Origin of the sequence: Bartonella sp. SD1336NMGDW, from assembly GCF_042193565.1 — a bacterium.
Lineage (GTDB): Bacteria > Pseudomonadota > Alphaproteobacteria > Rhizobiales > Rhizobiaceae > Bartonella > Bartonella grahamii.
The window spans coordinates 1-15,639 of sequence record NZ_JBHILW010000019.1; the positions used below are offsets into that span (position 1 = coordinate 1).

The 15,639-nt window shown below is 42.9% G+C and carries 12 protein-coding genes and 2 pseudogenes; 2 read left to right on the forward strand and 12 right to left on the reverse strand.

The genetic code is table 11. The features are described from left to right. The 11 genes and pseudogenes from ACFIKH_RS07870 to ACFIKH_RS07920 form a co-directional block, all read right to left on the reverse strand. A partial coding sequence (locus ACFIKH_RS07870; protein WP_375671418.1) for a lysozyme occupies positions 1 to 455 on the reverse strand: 455 nt, incomplete at its 3' end. 63 nt (positions 456 to 518) lie between these two features. After that, positions 519 to 848 (reverse strand): hypothetical protein, encoded by a 330-nt coding sequence (locus ACFIKH_RS07875; protein ID WP_375650216.1) that lies wholly within the window; start codon positions 846 to 848, stop codon positions 519 to 521. 9 nt (positions 849 to 857) lie between these two features. Further along, positions 858 to 4,898, reverse strand: a complete 4,041-nt coding sequence (locus tag ACFIKH_RS07880) for an alanine-zipper protein (protein ID WP_375671419.1) — start codon at positions 4,896 to 4,898, stop codon at positions 858 to 860. Between the two features lie 21 nt (positions 4,899 to 4,919). After that, positions 4,920 to 5,153: a hypothetical protein gene (locus ACFIKH_RS07885; protein ID WP_375671420.1), complete on the reverse strand. Its 234-nt coding sequence runs from the start codon at positions 5,151 to 5,153 to the stop codon at positions 4,920 to 4,922. Positions 5,154 to 5,162: 9 nt separating this feature from the next. Further along, positions 5,163 to 6,290 carry a phage tail protein gene (locus tag ACFIKH_RS07890; protein WP_375671421.1) on the reverse strand — a complete coding sequence of 376 codons (1,128 nt, stop codon included), beginning with the start codon at positions 6,288 to 6,290 and terminating at the stop codon, positions 5,163 to 5,165. 7 nt (positions 6,291 to 6,297) lie between these two features. Continuing rightward, complete coding sequence (locus ACFIKH_RS07895; RefSeq protein ID WP_375671422.1) at positions 6,298 to 7,311, reverse strand: phage tail protein; 1,014 nt, start codon at positions 7,309 to 7,311, stop codon at positions 6,298 to 6,300. A gap of 8 nt (positions 7,312 to 7,319) precedes the next feature. After that, positions 7,320 to 8,321, reverse strand: coding sequence for a phage tail protein (locus tag ACFIKH_RS07900; RefSeq protein WP_375671423.1), 1,002 nt, complete (start codon positions 8,319 to 8,321; stop codon positions 7,320 to 7,322). A gap of 12 nt (positions 8,322 to 8,333) precedes the next feature. Beyond that, a pseudogene (locus ACFIKH_RS07905) lies at positions 8,334 to 8,981 on the reverse strand (transglycosylase SLT domain-containing protein). Positions 8,982 to 8,995: 14 nt separating this feature from the next. Continuing rightward, positions 8,996 to 11,257, reverse strand: coding sequence for a hypothetical protein (locus tag ACFIKH_RS07910; RefSeq protein WP_375671424.1), 2,262 nt, complete (start codon positions 11,255 to 11,257; stop codon positions 8,996 to 8,998). Continuing rightward, positions 11,254 to 12,702: a hypothetical protein gene (locus ACFIKH_RS07915; RefSeq protein WP_375671425.1), complete on the reverse strand. Its 1,449-nt coding sequence runs from the start codon at positions 12,700 to 12,702 to the stop codon at positions 11,254 to 11,256. The genes ACFIKH_RS07910 and ACFIKH_RS07915 overlap by 4 nt, the downstream gene beginning before the upstream one ends. A gap of 7 nt (positions 12,703 to 12,709) precedes the next feature. Further along, positions 12,710 to 13,204 (reverse strand): annotated as a pseudogene (locus tag ACFIKH_RS07920) (hypothetical protein); the annotation flags it as partial. Positions 13,205 to 13,377: 173 nt separating this feature from the next. Between ACFIKH_RS07920 and ACFIKH_RS07925 the strand changes: the two are divergent. Both ACFIKH_RS07925 and ACFIKH_RS07930 read left to right on the forward strand, forming a co-directional pair. Further along, positions 13,378 to 14,544 (forward strand): tyrosine-type recombinase/integrase, encoded by a 1,167-nt coding sequence (locus ACFIKH_RS07925; RefSeq protein ID WP_375671426.1) that lies wholly within the window; start codon positions 13,378 to 13,380, stop codon positions 14,542 to 14,544. A 210-nt stretch (positions 14,545 to 14,754) separates the two neighbouring features. Further along, positions 14,755 to 14,955, forward strand: coding sequence for an AlpA family transcriptional regulator (locus ACFIKH_RS07930; RefSeq protein WP_273788688.1), 201 nt, complete (start codon positions 14,755 to 14,757; stop codon positions 14,953 to 14,955). Between the two features lie 102 nt (positions 14,956 to 15,057). On the opposite strand, the gene ACFIKH_RS07935 is transcribed toward ACFIKH_RS07930, so the two are convergent. Continuing rightward, positions 15,058 to 15,417 carry a hypothetical protein gene (locus ACFIKH_RS07935; RefSeq protein WP_273724680.1) on the reverse strand — a complete coding sequence of 120 codons (360 nt, stop codon included), beginning with the start codon at positions 15,415 to 15,417 and terminating at the stop codon, positions 15,058 to 15,060. Between the last annotated feature and the right edge of the window lie 222 nt (positions 15,418 to 15,639).

Here is a 15,639-nt window from a genome sequence, read left to right on the forward strand (position 1 = left end):
GAAACATAAGACCCTTTTGCCCATAATCCCGCTTCTGCTGCTCGACGGTTGGCTAAACCCGCAAGAGGCTTCCCACCAACCTTATTCCATTTCTGTAATTCTAAGGGTACGGCTTCATAATCGCCTTGATTAAGCTTCTTCAACAATGTTGACTTGCGAAAAGCAGCTGTTCCTACGTTATAGCAAAACGATACCAATGCCGCGAATTGGCAATCCGTTAACGAAACCGTAACCGATTCCTCTACCGTCTGCTCAAATTGCTTTAAGTCTTTACAAAGGATTTCTTCTGCTTGCTCTTGGCTAATACACATGCCTTTTTTGACAAGGGGGTGACCCGCATTGCTGGTGTGACCATAACCAATCGTCCAGACACATGCCGTATCTCTATAAGCCTCTAAACGCAAACCTTCCCATTGTTTGATAAGCTCTAATCCTTCTTTCGATATCTTTCTCATCTGACGCTCCATAAAAAAAGCCCCACAAAAGTGAGGCTGGATAAAAATGTTTTTTTATGATCTCTATTGACTATGCTCTTTGATCAGTTGCTCGACTTCTTCAACACGAAAGCCAAGTTGAAAGAGCGGTGCATATTCGCTTTCCTGTAATTCATACTGACAACGCTTTTCTACAAAATCACCATTTGAATCAAACGGCATGGTTGTTGTTAGACAAACCTTATGCGTGTCATCTTCAATCCCCTCTTCTCCCTCTCCAAGCTCTTTAACAAAGACCCAATAAAAACGCGTCTCTAAAAGAACCTCTAACCTCCTTACGGTTTCAGCCTTATCAAAGGAAAGCATATTCATATAATCTTCTTTGCTATTTAAATGCTCTGGATAATCTATCATCTACCCCTCCTAAATATAATGCCGTGGATAACTACAGCCACGGGCGCTAGCCGATTCATAAATAGCATTCCGTATAATGACTGCGCGCAGATGTGGAGTGATATTCGTAGTATCTGACCAGTCTCCACCAGCCAACAATGCATACATATCTTTTTTAAACTGTACATTTGGTGAAGTTCCAGTTACTGTTTGCATGAAACAAACATCTTTCACAAATTGCCAAACATAACCGCAACCATCTTCACAACCGATATGCGAAATCATCCGTATATTTGCCGTATTCTTATAACCTCCAGAATGTTTTGGTGAAGGTGCTTTTTTGCCTTGAATCCCACCACCTTCATTGCTTCCATGCATCGCAGAGGTAAATTCTGTATTATTGAGCAAAGCCTTCTTAACACGCAGCATATCGGATATATGATCTATTTGTAGACGGTTCGTCGTAATAGGAACATTATACGCAGAGCGGGTACTGTGACCCGTCCCTGACTGAAGATAAATATCAACCCAAATATCTGTAGAGGGGTCGTAAACCATACCCTCTGGGGAACTATGCGGGCGATGATTGAGACACCAAACAGAGTTCGGCAATATATCCCCTGCTTGATAACCGGATAATGGGTGACCGGAAATCGTACCAACATCCGCACAGAGCGTATGAAACCCTCCTATCTTACGAGAATTACTCACTGTGTAATCCCTTGGATAGGTAGAGTTTTCTGACAAAACAAGTTTATGAGACTGTTTTCCATCAGAAACCAGATAAACATAATAATCCTTGCCTGCCGAAAGAGAAGGAACGCTTATTCTTGTATCTGCCGTATAACTTGCAACCAAAGTATCATTGCCTAATGCCAAGGTTATACGCGTTCCTTTCTTCAATGTGAGTTGTTTTTTCCCTGTCGCAACAAGAAACGGCGTAGAAATTGAAAGAACCGTTAAATTGGACTGTTTCAGTAAATTGTTTATCTCTTCCCCTAGCACTTTTGCCTGTGAGGCTACTGTATGGGCTGTTGTTGCCGTTGCTAGGGAACTCTTGATACCTCCAAGCTCTTGTTTCGTCGTATCGGCTGTTGTTTTAGCTTCTTCTGCTGTCCTTTTCGCTCTATCGGCTACTTCCTTGGCTTTTTCGGCTTCGCTCTTGGCTTGATAGGCTTGTGAATCTGCCGACTCGGCTTTTTTCTTGGCTTCTTCTGAGTACATCCGCGCTAAACTTACGGGGGCTTTAAAATTCTCAACCACTTGATTGATATCGATAACCCTACTTCTCGCAGACGAGGCTATTTTCTCTGCATTTTCTGCCTGATTGCGTGCTTGCGTCGCGTCATGTCTTGCATAACCAGCAGACTCCTTGGCTTCCTTGGCTATTTTTTGTGCCTCTTCCGCTTCTTCCTCTAAAGACGCGGCTTTTTTACCCGCTGTTTCGGCTGCCCTCTGCGCCTCTCCTGCTATATATTTTGCATTACTAGCTATTTCCTTGGCTTTTTCTACTTCATTCTTGGCTTCATACGCTCGGTCATCGGCTTTCTCCGCTATTTTCTTGGCTTCTTCGCCTGCCGTTTCTGCTAAACTTGCTATAGTCTTAGCGTTATTGGCGGCTTCATTCGCGTTGTTAGCTGTACTACTAGCATTATAAGCTATATTTTTCGCAGATTCTGCCTCACTACGAGCTTGCCTCGCATCATTTTCGGCATAAACAGCTTTCTGTTTGGCTTCCTTCGCTGTTTTTTCTGTCTCTTCTAGCTTGTCTTCTAAAGATGATGCTAAAGACGCTGCCTTTTTACCCGCCGCTTCTGCCGCTTTCTGTGCTTGTTCTGCTGTATATTTTGCACTATTAGCTATTTCCTTGGCTTTTTCGGCTTCGCCCTTAGCTTGATAGGATTGTGAATCTGCTACTTCCGCTTTTTTCTTGGCTTCGTCTGCATATGTCCGTGCTAAACTTGCTATAGTCTTAGCGTCACCTGCTACTTCCTTCGCGTTGTTAGCTGTACTCCACCCTTGATGAGCTGTGTTGCCTGAATTTTCCGCTATCTTCTTGGCTTCATCTGCGTACGTACGCGCTAAACTTGCTATAGTCTTAGCATTATCTGCTGTTTCATTCGCTTTGTGGGCTTTACTCCACGCTTCATTTGCTGTTTTTTCTGCCTTTTCTGCCTGACTACGGGCTTGCCCCGCATCATGCTTGGCATAACCAGCTGTCTGTTTAGCTTCTTGTGCTATTTTTCCGGCTTCATCCGCTACTGTCTCTACCTGTGATGCCTTCTTTTGTGCACCATCAGCTACCTTCTTTGCCTCGTCCGCTGTCGACTTCGCACTATTGGCTAATTGTTTTAGACCATCCAAAGCACCTTTCGTTTCTTCTGCTACCTTCTCTGCTGCTTCCGCTTTACTCTTTGCTGCTGTAGCTATACCCTTCAACGCTTCTGCATCAACATGCCCTGCCGTCTCTCCTGAACGCACCGCAGACTCTGCTACCGCTTTCGCTTCAGAAGCTAATTTTGTAGCCTCCTCTGCACTCTGTTGGGCTTGATGAGCCGTCGCTGTTGCTGTATCCGCTGCACTCTTGGCTTCTTCTGCTGTGGTCCTCGCTGTATTCGCCACCCTAACAGCGCTTTCTGATGCTACTTTAGCTTCCTTAGCTACGCTTTCTGCTGTTGCTGTCGCTGTCGCTACCGATTGTTTTACTTCCTCCACTAAACCTTTTGCCTCAACAGCTGTCGTTTTACTTTCATTAGCTAACGTTGCTGCCTGATCTGCTACTTTTTTCGCTTCAGCGGCTTTAGACAATGCTTCTGAAGCATCTTGTTGCGCTGTTGATGTCTCTAACGCCTGTTTTGCTTCTTGCACCATAGTCTTGGCTTCAGAAGCTGTAACTGTCGCATCATCTGCCTTCTTTTCGGCTCTTGCGGCTTTCTCTTCTGCCGTTTCTGCTGTGCTCTTAGCTTCTTGCGAAAGGACATGAGCATCCTCTGCTTTATTCTTCGCTTCCACCGCTGTGTCTTTTGCACTATCCGCTAACCGCTTTGCATTATTCGCTAACGTTTCTGCCGAATGCGCTGTCGTCTTAACTTCTTCAACCAATTGTTTGGCTTCACCAGCTTTAGTCTTGGCTTGTGTAGCAACGTCTTCTATTGTTAAAGCCCTCTGCTCTACTCCTTCTGCTGTCCTTTTGGCTCCCTCAGCTGTATTCTTGACATGATCAACCGATTGCTTAAGACCATGAGCTACCGACAGGGCTTTAGACGCCGTTTCTTTTGCATCACCAGCTACCGAAGAGGCTGTCTCTGCTGTCGTCTTGGCTTCAGAAGCTGTCGTGAGAGCTTGCCCACTGTTCGTTGCTGCTGTTTCTGCAACATTCTTCACCTCGCCCATCACCTGCTTGGCATCATCAAAAGCGCTCTTGGTTTGTTCGGAAAGTGTTTTTGCATCTCCTGCCGTTGCCTTGGCTTCTCTTGCCTCTGTCAAAGCTGTCTCTACTGTGCTTTGAACTTGTGTCACTCTTTGAGAGCTTTCCGTGACCGTTGTCGCCACTCTATCAGCTGCACCTTTAGTATCATCCGCAATGCGCTTGGCTTCTTGCGCTAACCTCTCAGCCGCTTCTGACTTCATCTTGGCATCTTCTGAAGAGGCTTTCGAGACCTCCGCTGTTGTCTTGGCGGCATTGGATACTGTTAATGCCGTATTTGCCTGCTCTAAAGCTGTATCAGCTGTCGTCTTGGCGGCATTGGCTACAGTAACTGCACTCGCTGCTGTGCCTGCTGCTTGCGCTATCGTCGTCGCTGCTGCATCCGATAATTCCTTGACACTGTCTGCTATAGTTTTCGCTTGATCTGCTGTTTGTTGCGCCCCATTCGCACGCGCCATGGCTTTTTCTGCTTCTTGCCTTGCATTAACAACCTGCTCTAAGGGCGCAAAGGTTTCATACGAATACAAAGATGCCGTCCCTAAAAGCTTCGGAACAACAACGCTGTCTTGAGAAGTTCCTGCTATCATTTCTTCTCTCGTCGCGACAGGTATCAAATATTCATGTTCATGATCGGGTATCTTCATCTGCTTTCGTCCTCACATCATTCAGAGTACTTCGTCTAATGAACACTCTTTCAAATCTTCAAACTCTTCTCTTAAAGCCTCTAAGCGCTTCTCTAAATCTTTCAGTGAACCATCAAGCTCTGTTTTAAAAGCGGCTTTCAGTAAATCAAAAACGCCATTAAGCGGCGCATGAACAAAACCTCCCCCAGAATACAAAACGACCCGCACTTGAGACGGGTCGCTAATCTCTGATATCGCAAACGGTTTTAATGACATTTCAACTCCTCATGTCTTGATCCCATAAACTACACTCACATTAACGGGGCGCGTTTCAACACCACCAACCCTCTCTGCCATAAGGTGATGTTCATGATGCTCTCTGTCATTTAGACCTTCTGTTATAGGCGTGGAATAATATAAAAAATTAGCAAACGGGCTCCTGATAAACCAAGGTAAACGCGGCGGCTTATCTTTTTCTGTAAACCAAAATGGAACCTCTGAAATGCCCACTATTCGGTCAAATTCTTCATGACATTTCTTTAAGCTATCCCCACTCAAACCTACACACTCTTCGTCTATAGCTCTCTTTTGCCTTTGCAAGTGAGCTTCAGAAGAAGAAACATCTCGTTTTTTTCGAGAAGAAAGACCTTCTGATGACTCCGGACCTATAAAATGTTCATGCGCTTTTAAAGAACAGCCTTGCTGACTTGCAAAAGAACGCCAAGGGTCTAGATTGCGTTCATTATCAAGTCCCCGTAAAAACATCCCCCGAAAATCGGGAACATTAAACGTCGTGGCGCCATCCCCTTCTCCCCACGTCGTTCCTATGACACAAAATAAATCCCAATAAACATACCGTGAATAAGCACGCCCATCACATGGCAACCAACCATCCGGCAAGCGTTCCATTGCAAACGGTCCTATCAGACCGGAAGGTAAGCGTTTTAAGGAAGAAACTTTGCCCCTTGTCGGATTGAGAACTTGCCAACCGGTTATATCTTCATCATACACAAGCCTATAAAGACAACCATCTTGTATCTCTCCTCCCGATAAGGCTAATAAACCGGTTTCTGTCGCCTTATAAACGGGCTTACCGGCTAAATTATTTAAAGCAATTGTTGTCGCCCCAACATTCTTGCCCTTCGCTTTAAAACAAACCGATATGCCATTCTTATACTCTAAAAATGCCGATTGGCTTAGAAGCCTTATCACGCTCATCTTTTGGTTATTATCAACCGTCACAATCCCTTCAAGCACGCCGCCCGTATCCGATAAATACTCTCTTATCCTTTGCATCATAAAACGAGCGCTATTATTAACCGTGTTAGGGTGCTGTCCCTCTGACCAATTAATTAAAGCATCAGCCCCACCATTTTCAGATGCCGTTAAAGACCAATCATAAATCGTGGACATCTAAACCTCACGTCTTGATTCCAAACACAACACTCATATTAATCGGGCGCGTCTCACTTACACCTGAACGAGCCCAAACAACATCACGCATATGAAGGTGGGAATGGGGAAAGGCGAGCTTATGGTGCACGCGTATATCCTCTGCCCTCACGCCCAAACGTTCGGCAAGTTTCAATCTTTGCTGGTCATTCAACACATATCCCCAGATGATCGTCAAATCACCATACCAACTCTCTTCCTCATCTTCATCATTCAAAATCGTAAAGGATTGCCCCCCATGGTCATGCTTTCTCATAGCGTCATTTTGTAAAGTGCCAAGATAACGAAAGCGGTCGATCTCGCGATCATCATCAACACCTCGTAAAAAAACACCACGCAAATCGGGAACGTTAAACTTGTTCCAAGTATCAGCTCCACCCCATCTGATCCCTATTGCATCATAAAGAGCAGGATAATCACTGCGCAAATAAGCCTTCCCATCACAGGGTAACCAGCCCTCTGGCAAAACTTGCATCCCAAAAATCCCTATCGTCCCCGTAGGATAAACGGGAATAACCGGTTCTTGTGATAAAGAGAGAGGTGTAGGATTTAAAACTTGCCAAGCATGATCCCTATAAATCAAGCTATAAATGCACCCCCTTTGAAGTTCACCTCCAGATAATGCACGAATGCCTAATTCCGTCGCCTTATAAACGGGCTTACCGGCTAAATCATTCAAGGCAATTGCGGTTTCCCCAACATTCTTACCCTTCGCTTTAAAACAAACTGATATCCCATTCTTATACTCTAAAAAATGCGATTTACTTTGAAGTCTTATCAACGTCGTCTGCTGTTCAGCATCAACCGTAAAAGTACTTTCAATCACACCACTCGTATCGGATAAATATTCACGCATACGCTGCATCATCACACGGGCGCTGTTATTCACGCTGCTAGGACGTTGTCCTTTTGACCAATCAATCAAATCATCACAATAGGCATTCAAGGAGGCATTTAAAGACCAATCATAAATTGTCGACATCTTAAACCTCATGTCTTAATCGCAAACAGAACACTCACATTAACTGGACGCGTCTCGCCCTCACCAGTGCTCTCCAAAACAACCTCTTGGCTCTCATCAAGAGTATAAGGACTTGCAACGTGACTCCTTAAATTCTCACGCTCTATACCCATAAAATTCGCGAGAGAGCTCCCCCCAAACAAGCCTAGACGATAGCCCAATACATCTGTCGTATTCCCATCCCAAAAGTTTTCGTTGCTGGTAAAATGAGACATCGAAAGGCTCTGTCCTTGATGTTGGTGAGACTCGATTAAATCTGTTTGCACACTGGCAAAAGAACGCCCTTCATCAATATTGCGCCCTCCATCAACACCCCGTAAAAACATCCCTCGAAAATCCGGAACATTAAACGTTGTAACGCCATCCCCCTCTCCCCAAACCGTTCCTATTGTCTCAAACAAATCACGATAATCACGACGCAAATAAGCCTTCCCATCGCAAATTAACCAATCCTTTGGAATCCCGCGCATTCCAAACGTTCCTATAAAACCCGTGGGATAAAGACTGCTTTCTTCTTCCAAAGGAATAGAGGTAGGATTAACAAGATGCCAATGATCTTCATTATAAAATAATGTATAAATGCACCCTTGTTGGATTTCGCCCCCTGATAAAAGCGATAAACCCGTTTCCGTTGCCTTATAAACCGGCTTGCCATCTAAATCATTTAAGACAATCGTGGTTGCGCCAACATTCTTACCCGTCGCCATAAAGCGCAAAACGATACCATTCTTATACTCTAAAAACTGTGAAGTGCTTGCAAGCCTTATCACACTCGTTTGTTGGACATGATCATTTGTAACAACCCCTTCAAGCTCTCCACCCGTGTCTGACAAATACTCACTTATCCTTTGCATCATCACACGGGCGCTCGTGTTCACACTGCTAGGCTGCTGTCCTTCGGACCAATCAATCAAATCATCCACGCGCGTATTATCCGCCGCTCTAAGCGACCAATCATAAATCGTTGACATCTCTCATAAATCCTAATTCCGGTAAAATGGTCCGTAAAACGCCCGCATGAATTGCGTCATCAAAGGATTATCATCATCACTCTCTTCTTCTTCCGAAGCTTCTTCTTGTGATGCTAATAATGCCCTCAAAACCTCTAACAAGTTGTCCCTATTACCAAAACCACTTTGTGCTATAGGGCTTGCTCTATAAGGCTGTCCTCCGTACATCTGTAATACACGGTTGACAAAATTACTTGCACGCATAGCGTTGTTACCACCATTCAAGCCAACCGCATTGCTGCCAACAATTTGCGCCGCATTGGCATGGGGATTTTGCAAAAGACGCGCGGCTCCTCCTGCCCCTTGTTGATGTGCTAAATACAATTCCGCTTCACTAGGCGCTCTTCCCAACAGACGGCTTAAATGATTGCGATTATCAAGTGTCAACCGCCCCATGGCATCTGCCGCTTGCATGGGGTCAAAACGATCCTGCAAACCATATTGTTTGGCGGTGCTGTCTATAAATTGATACAACCCACCAGCAGAGGAACGGGGATTCCTTGCATTCGGATTGCCTCCACTTTCAACTTGCGCAACACGGTATAAATAACTCTCTGGCAAGCCGTAACGTGCTGCCGTTTACCGTATCGCTTGATTAACAGAAGGACTATAACGGGTCATAGCCTAATCCTCTTCTACCTTGGTGTACTCAGCATATTAAATTGACCAGCCAATGCTTTTCCTCCTCCTCCAAGCAAAGCAGCAGAAAGCTTTTTCACCCATTCTTTTGTAGCGTATCCCTTTTCTTGCGCTTTAATCATATCTTGAATGAGCTTTGCAATTTTATCATTCGGAATCTGTGTCCCCCCTGTTAACAATTTGACAACATCCTTTTCAATCCGTTGACGCTCTCTAAACGCTGCCTCTTTGAAAGGAATCCAAGAAGCCTTCACCGCTGCTTTTCCTGCTTGCATAGCTGCATCAAATTTACCCGTTGGCATACTGACATTATGCGTAAAAGAGATCTTTTCATTCGCTACACGATTAGGTATTCTGTTATAAAAATCTGCATAATTAGCTTCTCTATCGACAACCTTCTTAACAGCAGAAGCTTTATCTGCTCCATAAATCTTTGCAAATCGTTCATATAGATCATTCGTACCAAAAATCTCCTTTGCCTTGGACACTTCATCTTTTGTTTGACTCATGCCTTGTAAAAGTTTTGCTCTTGATCCCTTTTTAAAGTATTCTTGTTGTCCCTCTGGTAATTCATCAAAAATTTTACTGAATTTATCCTTATTAACCGACTTTCTAAGGACTTTTTCTCCTTCGCCCATAGCATCTACATCTGAACTATATTGATGATATAATGCCCGTCCCTTCTTATATTCAGACGATATATCATCCATAAGCTCTAATAATTTTTTCTTGATACCAACTAAACTGCGAACTTGGCTATTATCTCCTTGTCTCTTTTCGGTCCTTATCATTAAATCGACGACCTCTTTAGTCTTATGAAGAGCCCCCATGTTTGGTTTCTCCTTAAGGAGACTAAATTTTTGAGAAGAAAACGGACTAACGTTGTTGCCATCCGTAATAAACCGCTTTAGTCCTTCATCATAAGCCTGTTTGAAGTATGGACGCTTCATTAATTCATTAAGAGCACCATAATATTTTTCTTCTATCGGCGTTTTCTTGGCTATTTCGTAAAGAGTATGTGATTCTGCTTCTCTACTCGCGATAAGATCATCTTTTAAACCTGTAACATTTTGACGAGGAATAAAGTGTTCATCTGCTGCCTGATGAATACGCTCCCCTCCTCCCAGCGCTCTCTGCCCAGCTCTTTTGGTCAAATCAAGATAAGCTCCTTGGTTTCTTTTCGCGATATCAAAAACAAGATCCTGTAAAAAAGGACTATGATCAGCTACGTAATCGGTAGGAACTGCATTCTTAAAAGAGTTTCCTAGCTCTTCAGAAGCCTCCTTACCTAAATGTTTACTGATTTCTCTTAATGTGTCTGTTGCAACACCTTGCTTATGAGAAGGAGAAAGAAGTCTTCGTATTCCACTTACCGGATAACCAGCCAAATGACCTAAAGCACTGCCAACCACTGTCCCTGCTGCTCCTAAACCACCACCAACTGCTGCACTTTGAAGTGTGTGACCTAACCCTACACCTTCACCTGCTCCATGTAATGCACCAGATGCCGCTCCTACTTTAAGCAAATGAGGAAGTGTTGTGTTTTTTGTAATGCCTAAAAACGGACTTGCTTTCTCACCTACATATTTCACTCCTGCGCCTACCCGTTTCCCTACCGTGCCTACCGGTGTTGGAACGGCTTTCAAAAATGCTTGACCTAATTTTGAAGTAGCAGAAGGCACTATCCGCCCCGCTAGTCCTGCAACCGCTCCTGTTCCTAACGTCGCAAGTGAAGGTAAAGCAGCCCCTACAACATTTCCTAACAAAGACGTCCAATAATGCGTATCACTCATCCTACGTTGATAATCACGTATTCTATTGGCTTCTTTCTCATACTTATCTTCGTATTTCTTATCTCCAGATAACCAATATCTGTACAGCCCCTTGCGAAAAGCATTTAGTGCATTCTCATTCTCATCATCACGTCCCGCCGCTGTGATCCCTGCAATTTCATCATCTAAATTAAAACTGAGACCATGCTTTAAAGAATTCCAAAAGGCTTCACTTTGCGTGATTTCTGGAGGCGCTGAAACATTTTCATAAGAGCGATTGTTATAATCAGAAGTATATCCAACTACATAAACATTATCACCAAGTTCTGGTACACGATCACCAATACGGTATTTGTGAGGTGAAGCATTCTCTGTTGTTTTATTTCCTTGATTGCGTCTATAATCAGAAGTATATCCAACTACATAAACATCATCACCAAGCTCTGGTACACGATCACCAATACGGTAATGTTTGTTGCGCATCATTTTATTTTCCCCTTAGTTATCACTAAATCTCCATAACCAAGACGTGTCCCTATGGGGTAACGATCCACTTCTTCTCCGCTATTTACAACTGGTAAATTAGAAAAATCTCCTTGTGAGACCGCCTGATTGGTAGAATTTTGGCTATTTCCTGCCATAACGGCATTTCTCATATTATTTTCTGTAGCCTCAATATGACCTAATACAATACCTTGTACTTCAGGGTTCAGTCTTGATAAAACATCTTTTATTGTTGACAAACGCCGTTTAAGCTCTCGTGTAGACATACGTAAATTTAATTTCCCAAGAGACTCTTTTAACATTTCAATATCTTTATCGCTAACATTTCCAAGTCCTAGCGCCCCTCTTTGCGATAACATTTTCATTTGATCTATACGGTCAAGCCCTATACGAGATTGTATTGATTCCAAAACCTGTCGTACATCCGATTGTTCGGACGTTGAGAACGCGTAGCTAGCAGCTAAAGCTATATTACCTGTCGCCTTATTCTTAAATTTCTCAAGGTATTCCTGCACATAATCAATATCTTCTAGCAAAACCTTTGCATACAAGTTTTTATGTTGACGTAAAGCAGCTTCTCGTTCTTTGTCCATATATGCTTTTCCATCAGGGTGATGAACCACTCTCCATCCCGTTGGAGAAGTTGAATCCGGTACTAACGAACTTCCATCATTGTAATGTTTTATGCTATCTGTACCTCCTGTAAGCAATGCACTAAGCATTTGAGGATTCCGTGCCATGATAGCAGCTTCTTCATCACTGTAGCCTTTGGACTTTAGATACTCGACAGTCTGGTTAACCTGCCCTCTTTTTTCTCTTTCCATATCACCACGACGAAGATTCATAGCTCCATTCGCTAAACTTTGTGCTATCGTCCCATCTGATAATGCATAACCAATCCCATAATCTGATAATCTTTGTAAAAACTCAGGACTACGCAAGTAATCCCAAAAACTCTGTTGAGAACCAGTATCTTGGTGAGGAACAGTACTCTGTTGTGGCTGTACAGACTTCTGTGGTTCTACAGATGAAATAGGCTCTGGTAATTGAGACTGCTTTGGTTTCAATGATGCCAAATCTGAAGTTTCAATTGCATTAGGCAAAGGTTCCATACCTAAAGGATTTGGTTGTGAACCAAAGGTCGCTACTGGTAAAGAAGGGACTGAAGACGGTACATACGGTTTTCTGCCTGCCGATCTTAAAGACGAACTTACATCTGGTAAAGGTGAAGTATTTTTAGCTAAACCTAAAGGATTTGATTGTGAACCAAAAGTTGCTATAGGGGAAGAAGGGGTTAAATAAGGTAAATTCTTTGCCTGTTGTTTGGCGTCTTCTAGATCGTTGAAACGTATACGTGGTACATATTGGCTCATTACATGCATAGACTTAAGAAGTCTTGATAAAATGTTATCGTTACTATTTTGCATAACTACCTCACTTTTTTCCTGCAAAATTAGCAATACTAGCTAAAATCCCTATAGCGTTCTTCCAAGGGTCGTTACCATGCATCATAGAGGCTGTATTATTATTCGTCGTCGTGCCGTAATTCCTTGCAAAGCCATGACCGGCGTTCATAAGCATATTCAACCTATTCCAGCCGCTATTGTCTTGTTCCAGCCAACGTTCACGATTGGCATCAACAACTCTCTGATTGTGGGCATCAAGCACACCTCCCCCCTGTAGGGTATTGGAATAGGCATTGCCATAACCCTGTAAGAAGTTATTTGAGGCTCCCAACTGATTTTGATTGGCTTGGTCTATCATGGCATTGGCTTGCATCATGCGATCCGCATCACGATTATACTGGTCTGCTGTAGCACTTGTGGACAAAGCACCAAGTTCATTTGCCAATACACCTGCATGTGCACCGGACCCATAACGACCCGCACCTGCAAAAGAGCTGTTAATCGTATCTCTTACACGGTCTACAAGACATTGATTTATAATGATAATTCACTGTTTTGTATGTTGAATGAGAGTCTCGAATAACGTAGGATTCTCTCATTTCAAATCTGTTTATGTTGAATCAACTAAAACCACTTACTTGCACATAACAAGTGGGATGAGTGTATGGATAAAATTTGTACAAGAAAGGAGTAAAAATGGTTCTTATGAATCGTCTTAATGCAAGGGCTGTCGCAACATTGGGGGCTGGCAAATATAATGATGGTGCCGGCTTGTTACTTCATAAGCGTAAAGATGGAGGTGCTCAATGGATTTACCGTTTTACCATTCATGGTCGGCGCCGTGAAATGGGATTGGGTGCCTTAAGACATGTCTCTTTAAAACAAGCCCGTGAATTAGCAACTGGGTGGCGTGCTGTTTTACGTGAAGGGCGTGACCCTATTAAAGAACGTGAAAAACAAAAGCGTGAAGCAATAAGCAATCTCCATTACTTAAAAGACATTGCCGTGGATGCTTTTGAAAGTCGTAAAGCCGAATTAAAAAGAGATGGTAAGGCTAGTGATTGGTTTTCACCTTTGCGGCTTTACATTCTCCCTAAATTAGGTTGCCTCCCCGTTTCAGAGATTACACAAACAGAGATACGCGATACGCTTTCTCCCATTTGGCATACAAAAGCTGGAACAGCTCAGATAGCATTGATACGTCTTAATCTTTGTCTCAAACATGCGGCTGCTTTGGGTTTGGATGTTGATTTACAAGCAACAGAAAAAGCACGTGCTCTCTTAGGAAAACAACGTCATAAGATCATTAATAGACCAGCAATGGATTGGAAAGATATACCAGCTTTTTATCAGTTCCTCTGTAAAACACAAAACATAACACATCTTGCTTTGCGTCTGCTTATCCTTACAGGGGTTCGCTCTAACCCTTTACGTCTTATTCATAAAGATCAAATTGATGGGGATATATGGATCATACCTGCTGAGAATATGAAAGGAAAGCGTGATACTACAACAGAATTTCGCGTGCCCTTATCATCTGAAGCATTAAAAGTAATTGAACAAGCCCGCTGTATCTCTAAAAGTGATTTCATCTTTTCACTTACCGGTCGTGGTCCTCTTTCACATACGATGATGGCGGCGTATATGAGAAAAAATAAAATTGAAGCATGCCCCCATGGTTTTCGTTCTAGTTTACGCAATTGGCTCGCTGAAACAACCGATGCCCCCTATGAGGTCGCTGAAACTATTCTAAGTCATACGGTCGGCGGTAAAGTAGAGCGTGCCTATCGTCGCACTGACTATCTAGAACAACGCCGTGTCTATATGGATAAATGGGCGGCTTATGTCACTGGTCAATCTTAAGATATGGGGTGAATAACCCCATTATCTGTGGATAACTTTAACTCTCTTGTCTCTCATTCTTTCTCAATAAGATTCATCACGTATCACATCAGAAATTATATGATAAAATATTGTTTTCTATAAATAAAATACCTTAAAAAATGAACCAAAATATGGTTAATAAATGGTTATGATTTGTTCTCATTTTTTTACTTTTGAAAGGATTTTAGTATGACAGAAAATGATATTCTTTTGACAGACCGTGAAAGTGCAAAACTGCTTCATATGAGTGTCTCAACATTCCGCCGTCATGTTACCAACGGATCTCTCCCAAAACCTTTAAAATTTGGTTTTTTATCGCGTTGGTTACAATCAGATCTTATCAATGTAATCGAGCAAGCGAAACAGCAACGTCAAAGCGACGTAGCATAAAAAGAAAACCTTGTCACGTAAGGACAGACAAGGCTTTCTCAAGCTCATCAACCTGGAGCTTTATTTGGTGTAAATTCAAAGCTTTCTCTGCTGAAGCAAGACTTAAGGCTGGCATTCAAGTTGTTCTGAATGTTTTTTACAATAAGGGCTATTTAAGCGTCTCTCAACACTTCGCTGAGGCATGACAGCACCAGGACGACATATGGGAAGGTTGTCCGATTTATGGTTTTCACACCAATCTTGTATTGTAAAGCTAGGACGAAAACCTGATTGCGCCATACACATTTCAATACTGGCAAATTGATTCAAATCTAGCGCCACAACCTTATTAAGGTCCGGTACTCCACATTCTAAAAGTATTTTATTTCTCCATAATGCTGGAGAAAGTGAGGGAATTGAGTTAACACATCCAGTGATACTTAACAGAGCTATACAACTCAACAGTTTTAAGATTTTCTTCATTATTCCCCTCTTTCAATGGATTTATTGACAATAAACAGCTCATAAGCTTGTTGATATTTCCTGTCACCGCTTCATTAAAACAACGGTGAACAATATTGAAATGGTTAGTTGAGGAAACAATCCCGCCGTTCCAAGCAAAGGCAAAGATGGCGGATTGTTGATCATCACTTAAGGCTTGCATTCAGGTTGTACTGGACTTCTTTTACAAAACGGGCTGTTTAA